The organism is Acidithiobacillus sp. (assembly GCF_023255755.1).
GTDB lineage: Bacteria > Pseudomonadota > Gammaproteobacteria > Acidithiobacillales > Acidithiobacillaceae > Acidithiobacillus.
In genome coordinates this window covers 21631-27630 of record NZ_JAGDVS010000048.1, presented here as the reverse complement: position 1 = coordinate 27630, position 6000 = coordinate 21631, and the positions used below count along the sequence as shown (strand labels likewise).

The 6000-nt window shown below is 55.6% G+C and carries 7 protein-coding genes; 4 read left to right on the top strand and 3 right to left on the bottom strand.

The genetic code is table 11. The annotated features are described in order from the left end of the window. Positions 1 to 274: 274 nt before the first annotated feature. On the bottom strand, positions 275 to 760 hold the full coding sequence (gene cadR, locus Q0C48_RS03520) for a Cd(II)/Pb(II)-responsive transcriptional regulator (protein WP_291521604.1): 486 nt from the start codon (positions 758 to 760) through the stop codon (positions 275 to 277). Between the two features lie 96 nt (positions 761 to 856). Here cadR and Q0C48_RS03515 point away from each other — a divergent pair, with 96 nt between their 5' ends. The 3 genes from Q0C48_RS03515 to Q0C48_RS03505 all read left to right on the top strand — a co-directional run bounded on the left by Q0C48_RS03515 (position 857) and on the right by Q0C48_RS03505 (position 2885). After that, complete coding sequence (locus tag Q0C48_RS03515) at positions 857 to 1834, top strand: cation diffusion facilitator family transporter (RefSeq protein ID WP_291521602.1); 978 nt, start codon at positions 857 to 859, stop codon at positions 1832 to 1834. Positions 1835 to 2005: 171 nt separating this feature from the next. Next, positions 2006 to 2392 (top strand): DUF423 domain-containing protein, encoded by a 387-nt coding sequence (locus tag Q0C48_RS03510; RefSeq protein WP_291521600.1) that lies wholly within the window; start codon positions 2006 to 2008, stop codon positions 2390 to 2392. 94 nt (positions 2393 to 2486) lie between these two features. Next, positions 2487 to 2885 (top strand): rhodanese-like domain-containing protein, encoded by a 399-nt coding sequence (locus Q0C48_RS03505; protein ID WP_291521598.1) that lies wholly within the window; start codon positions 2487 to 2489, stop codon positions 2883 to 2885. A gap of 13 nt (positions 2886 to 2898) precedes the next feature. Here Q0C48_RS03505 and Q0C48_RS03500 read toward each other — a convergent pair whose 3' ends face one another. Further along, positions 2899 to 3591 (bottom strand): VIT family protein, encoded by a 693-nt coding sequence (locus tag Q0C48_RS03500; protein ID WP_291521596.1) that lies wholly within the window; start codon positions 3589 to 3591, stop codon positions 2899 to 2901. A 349-nt stretch (positions 3592 to 3940) separates the two neighbouring features. On the opposite strand from Q0C48_RS03500, the gene Q0C48_RS03495 reads away from it, so the two are divergent. After that, entirely contained in the window at positions 3941 to 4543 is a 603-nt protein-coding gene (locus tag Q0C48_RS03495; RefSeq protein WP_291521594.1) for a cytochrome b/b6 domain-containing protein, read from the top strand. Between the two features lie 91 nt (positions 4544 to 4634). On the opposite strand, the gene Q0C48_RS03490 is transcribed toward Q0C48_RS03495, so the two are convergent. Next, positions 4635 to 5303: a phosphatase PAP2 family protein gene (locus tag Q0C48_RS03490; protein ID WP_291521592.1), complete on the bottom strand. Its 669-nt coding sequence runs from the start codon at positions 5301 to 5303 to the stop codon at positions 4635 to 4637. Positions 5304 to 6000 lie beyond the last annotated feature (697 nt).

The window sequence follows — 6000 nt, the reverse complement described above, 5'->3', positions numbered from 1 at the left end:
GAAAGGGGAATATTCCATTCTCAAGTCGTGAAATTTTTGTTATTCGAAATGCCCTAAGGTACCACCATGAAAATGGGACGGTCCCTCTTTGACCCCATGATCGACGGATGGATGAATAGTAACTGAGCTTGGCATATCCAACACCTCCTAAGCGGAAATCACGGGTATATGCTTGAGCACAATCTGACGCCCAAGGACCATTGCGCTGCAAAAAGCTTTAAATATCCTGTTGGGCGCGTCTTTGCGGCTGACTTTTGAGATTGCCCTCAAGGCGTTAAGCTTTCAGGTTCCCATCGTAGCGGTGATCTCCGGGGTCAGCAGTCTGGCGATCCGGCATGTTCCCATGACATACGCAGCTTTCCCCTTGTGCAGCGGCCATCAACTCGTGGAGAATACCGCATTCCGACGTCGCATGCTGGCCATAGCAACGGCCGCGCAGCTGTTCAAGCTGATGCGCCAGCATTTGTAATGACTGTAGTCTTTCCCGCACTTGCGTGAGATGCGTATCGATCAGTCCATCGACATCACGGCAATCGTCTGCAGGATGATCAAGCAGATGCAGAAGGCGCTGGACATCCGCCAGGGGCATGTCGAGATCCCGGCAGTGACGAACAAAAGCGAGCCGCTCCAGATGGGCAGGACCATAAACGCGATAGCCGTTCGCCCGCCGGTCAGGGGCGGGTAAAAGGCCTATCCGCTCATAATAACGGATGGTATCCGGGTCTACGCCGGTAGCTTGTCCCAACGCGCCAATTTGCATAAATCCTCCGCAAAAGATCATTATAAGCCCTTGACCCTGGAGTGACACTAAGGTTTTTAATGCGTCATCATCGACCAAAATGCCGAGGAGTGCTGAATGGCACACGATCATCCTGACCATACGGAACACCCTCATGTGTATGAACGCGCCCGTGATCATGAGCATAGCCAAGGAGGGCACGGTCACGCCCACGCACCCGCGAACTTTGGCCGTGCTTTTGCGATCGGCATAGCGCTCAACCTGAGCTTCGTATTGGCCGAAACGGTGTTCGGGGTGCTTGGGCATTCTCTGGCCCTACTGGCGGACGCCGGCCATAATCTCAGCGACGTGCTGGGGCTGCTCATGGCCTGGGCAGCGAGTGCCCTGGCCAACCGTCCACCTTCCGGGCGATTTACCTATGGACTACGCAGCTCATCTATTCTCGCAGCATTAGCAAATGCCGTATTCCTGCTGGTGGTCACCGGTGGCATCGCCTGGGAAGCCGTTGGGCGCCTGCTGCATCCGGCGTCGGTGGCCAGCGGTATCGTAATTGGCGTCGCAGCTTTAGGGGTACTGATTAACACGAGCACGGCACTGCTCTTCATGTCAGGACGAAAAGGCGACCTGAACATCCGTGCGGCGTTTTTACATATGGCAAGCGACGCTGCCATCTCATTCGGCGTGGTCATTGCCGGCATCGTGATGCTGTTCACCCACTGGTTCTGGCTGGATTCCTCCGTCAGTCTACTCATCAGCGCGTTGATTGTAATGGCCACTTGGGGCTTACTGCGCGACTCCGCCTATCTCGCCTTGCATGGCGTCCCGGAGGGCATCGACACCGATACCGTGCGAACCTATCTGCTCGGTTTACCCAATGTAGCGGCCGTGCATGATCTGCATATCTGGGCCATGAGTACCACCGAAACCGCACTGACCGCGCATCTGGTCATGCCCAACGGCCATCCCGGTGATGCGCTGCTAAATAATATCAGTGAGGAATTACGCGAGCACTTCCAGATCGTCCACCCTACCCTGCAAATAGAAACCGGCGATCCTCGCCATCCTTGCGCGCTGACTGGGGAACATCTGGTGTAAAACTTTGGCGGCTTTGAACCGCTGCCCGTGCAGAAAAATCCTCGCCTGCCTACAGTTGTGGTAACCACAATCGATCAGGGTGGGAGTGACGCCAGAGGGAAGGGTAAGGGCATCCAGCGATCGTAAGACACGGATGGCGAGTCGAATACCATGTTCAAGCGGAGATAATGTATGATGTCGCAGATCGATAAGCTGTTCGTTGCCCTTGGCGCAACTAATGCGGGGGCTGCGGTAGCACTGGGGGCCATCGGTGCGCATGCCCTGAAAGATCGCTTGTCGCCAAAAATGATGAGCGTCTACCATACTGGTAGCCAGTACCACCTTTACCACGCCCTGGGACTGATGCTGGTAGGATTGGTGGCGCTGCAATTGCCGGAATCCAACCTTATGGAATTGTCAGGCTGGCTTATGGTGGGCGGGACAGTGTTATTTTCGGGTAGTCTGTATCTCCTGGCGATCACCGGCAAGGGTTGGCTCGGCACTGCCACACCAATCGGCGGGCTGTCACTCATTTCTGCATGGATCTTGCTAGCTGTAGTGATTTTGCAGGTGTCGTAGTGCCGCAGGAGCCGACAGTGAGAGTAATATGTGGTTATCCGGGACTGGTAAAAACGACGGATATGGGGCTGAGGCCACTGGTTAGGTGATCAAGATGACAAAGTCAGTAATACACCTCGCACCACATGATGCCTTCCACTTCCTGCAAGAAAACCCACAGGCAGTGCTTATTGACGTCAGGAGCGAAATGGAGTTTCTTTTCGTCGGGCACCCAAAGGAAGCATTATCTATTCCTTGGCGAGACGAGCCCGACTGGGAAATCAACCCAGACTTTCTGGCACGGGTGCGGCGAGCCACATCGCTTAATCGTTCGGTCCTGTTGATTTGCCGTAGCGGCCATCGCTCTTTGGAGGCGGGACTATTTTTACAGGCTAATGGTTTCAGTGCCGTTTACAATATAGCTTATGGTTTTGAAGGGGATCTGAATGATCAGCATTGCCGAAGCAGCCTGAATGGCTGGCGGTTCGATGGATTACCCTGGGAGCAATGCTAAAGCCTAACGTCGGTCAGACACCCGCCTGTCCTAGCAGGTGGCCAATCAGCGTGGTGGCGATCATTGAGAGGACCCCCCAGAAAACAACGCGGAGAGCACCCTTCATCATGGAGGCGCCACCGGCCTTTGCAGCAACCGCGCCGAGGATCGCCAGCAGCAGAATGGTGGTCGTAAACAGGACAAGTAGCACCCTGCTGTGGGACACGAAGGCGGCGATCAGTACTGGGAATAGCGCGCCACATACGAAAGCGGCGGCTGAGGCTAAAGCTGCTTCGCCAGGCCGGGCCGCCGCCATTTTTGTCAGACCCAGTTCATCATGCGCATGTGCAGCGAGGGCGTCATGTTGCATAAGCTGGCCGGCGACTTGCCGGGCCAGTGCCTCATCAAGGCCGCGCGCCATATAAATATCGCGGAGTTCGAGGAGTTCTTTATCGGGGTTTTTCTTCAGCTCCCGTCTTTCAATTTCCAGATCGGCCAATTGGGTGTCGGCCTGTGAACTCACCGATACATACTCACCAGCCGCCATGGCAAAGGCGCCAGCGACCAACGCGGCAACGCCAGCGAGCAAAATTTGTTCATGACTTGCCTGCCCGGCCGCGACACCGGCAAGCAGGCTTGCTGTCGAGAGCAGGCCATCGTTGGCGCCAAGCACACTGGCCCGTAACCAGCCGATCTTCTCATGGTGGTGGTATTCCTCGTGATACACGCGATGTCTGTTCTCGGCAGAGGGAGGATGGTCAGAGTGTAACCGGGGCACAGGGCATTGGTCTATATCCTCATTTACAACATAGTCCTTGGATTTTGCCCTGTAGTGAAACCATTGTTCGCAGTCATCATTGGATGTTGGTTATACGGCCCGTCTGCTGACTATGCCCGATCCCGGAAAGCCTGTAGAATATCGGCGTCGATATACATGATCTGACCCAGGATCAACAATCGCATGGCGTGACCAGGGTGGGGTTGTAATGGAGCGATATAACTTAGGTGGTAGGCAACAGCACATCGGGCGCCAACTCGTGCTTATGACTTAACTCACACCGAAAGAGGACCAGCCTTTGGAACGGAGTTCAACCGCGCACGTTACCTACTGGAATACAGGCACACGCCTCCTTCACTGGGGCATGGCGCTCACCGTGAGTTTTCAGCTGCTTATCAGCCTGATCATGGAACAGCCCAAGCCGGGTCGGGTGCTGACATCCACCCAGGCGCTGTCTTTTGAACTCCATGAATGGGTGGGCCTGGCTGCGGTTGGAGTCGTCATCGCCCATTGGGTATGGAGCGCACTGCTCACCCGTGACGACAGCGGCTTTCGCCATCTGTTTCCCTGGGATGCAAAGGGGCGGGCGAAACTCCTGGTGGAGTTACATCAGATACTGCGGCTTCAATTGCCCCAAGGAGGCCCTGAAGGGGGGCTGGCTGGGCTCGTCCATGGGCTGGGATTCCTCGCCGTCTCCGTTATGGCGGTCACCGGCGCCGTACTTTTTTTCATATATCCAAAAAACGGTGCGGAAACGCCTTTCGTCGGCAATGTCGCTGATCTACATAGCCTCATCGCCAACCTCGTCTGGGTTTACTGGTATGGCCATATCGGCATGGCACTATTGCATGAGATCCTGGGTCATCGAGTTCTGGCGCGCATTTTCCTCCTGCGCCGGTAAGCCGCCACCAACTTCATTTCTCCAGATCGTGGCGACCACAGCGCACCTCCGCAACGACCCGCACCCAGAAAGGGTCGCTCGATGTCACCGCTTATCTCGACAAAGGGGTCGACCTCAGTCGCAATGACAGATAGGCAGCCAGCACCCCCAGCGCTAGACCGGCCAACACATCCACAGCCACATGCTGGCGCAGGGCAAGTGTGGAATATGCGATGCCGATACACCATACCCAATTGAAGATGAGCATCCAAAGCGGCGCGCCAAGGCGGCGTAGCAAGTAATATAACCAGATACCCGAAAAAACGGCGGTGGCGACATGCAGCGAAGGGCAGGCATTGCCAGAAGCATCCATGCTTTTAAGGAAATCCACGTCGGGATAATGGGCCCAGTCGATATGGCTTGCGGGTACCGCCGTGGGCGAGAAGTAGAAGATGATCAGCCCTACAAGGCACGTCCCGGCCATGGCCATGCCGTAGTCATACAGCTCGCGCCGCGTCGCTAGCAATGCTGGGGGAAGGGAGACATAGACCCACAGTGACAGATATATGGGCAACGCCAGAGGCTGAAAGCCGATCAGATGATCCAGCAGGGTCCTCGGCATCACCGTTGGCGGATAGGCAGGGTCTTTGAGCAAATAGAAGTAAGCACCGAAAAATAGGCTAATGAAAAGCATCGTTCCGATACTTTTGAGATAGACATGCCTGGGTATTACCACTACGGCTTGACGGTACCAGGGCATCTGCTGACTATTTTCGTTCAAGTCTTGATCTCCAGACCATCAGCACTGGCAGCACATACACACCCATCGCCACTACGAAGGCGACCATTCAGTAACGCTACAAAACCAGCACGGCAGTCCGTGATCCAATGCAACATGGATGTTCCTTTTTCTTATACGTTGATCATATAACTGATTTGGGCAGATTAGCAGCCCCTTCCAGCAAAAACCCCACCGTCCTCCGCCCTGCCCAAGCGACATCCTTGTCGCTCATGACCGGATCGTCATGCTTCTGCTGAACCCGAAGCAGTAGAAAGCGGCAACATCGCCTTCGCCCTGGCGATGGTGTTGCGAGACACTCGCGGAGAAGTTGGAAGGGGGATGAGTACCTGGAAAGGCGCCGCGACCTGGAACAATAGCGCTTTCCCATCTACCAAAGCTGGTCCGGATGCGCTACCAATAGGTGGGGTAGCGGTGGGCAGCTTGCCTCGTTGGTTAAGGATCCAGGCCTGCGGCATCATGGGTGTCGATCCCCAGATGCCGAGGCCGCAGCCGTGCATAGGGGGTGACACCCTATTTTTGCTCCGCCGCTCATCGGACGTTTGTCCCATTGGACCATCGGCCGCGGTTCTACCGCATCGGCAAATCGCTTGCGCCAGTAATGCAGGGTGGCTACGGCGATCCCTTCCTGCGCACAGTAATTCTTGACGGAAAGGCCGCTCGCCTGAAATCCGTCTAC

Excerpts from the sequence above, each read along its gene's own strand:
- cadR (WP_291521604.1), bottom strand. The coding sequence starts at position 760 with ATGCAAATTGGCGCGTTGGGACAAGCTACCGGCGTAGACCCGGATACC.
- Q0C48_RS03515 (WP_291521602.1), top strand. The coding sequence starts at position 857 with ATGGCACACGATCATCCTGACCATACGGAACACCCTCATGTGTATGAA.
- Q0C48_RS03510 (WP_291521600.1), top strand. The coding sequence starts at position 2,006 with ATGATGTCGCAGATCGATAAGCTGTTCGTTGCCCTTGGCGCAACTAAT.
- Q0C48_RS03505 (WP_291521598.1), top strand. The coding sequence starts at position 2,487 with ATGACAAAGTCAGTAATACACCTCGCACCACATGATGCCTTCCACTTC.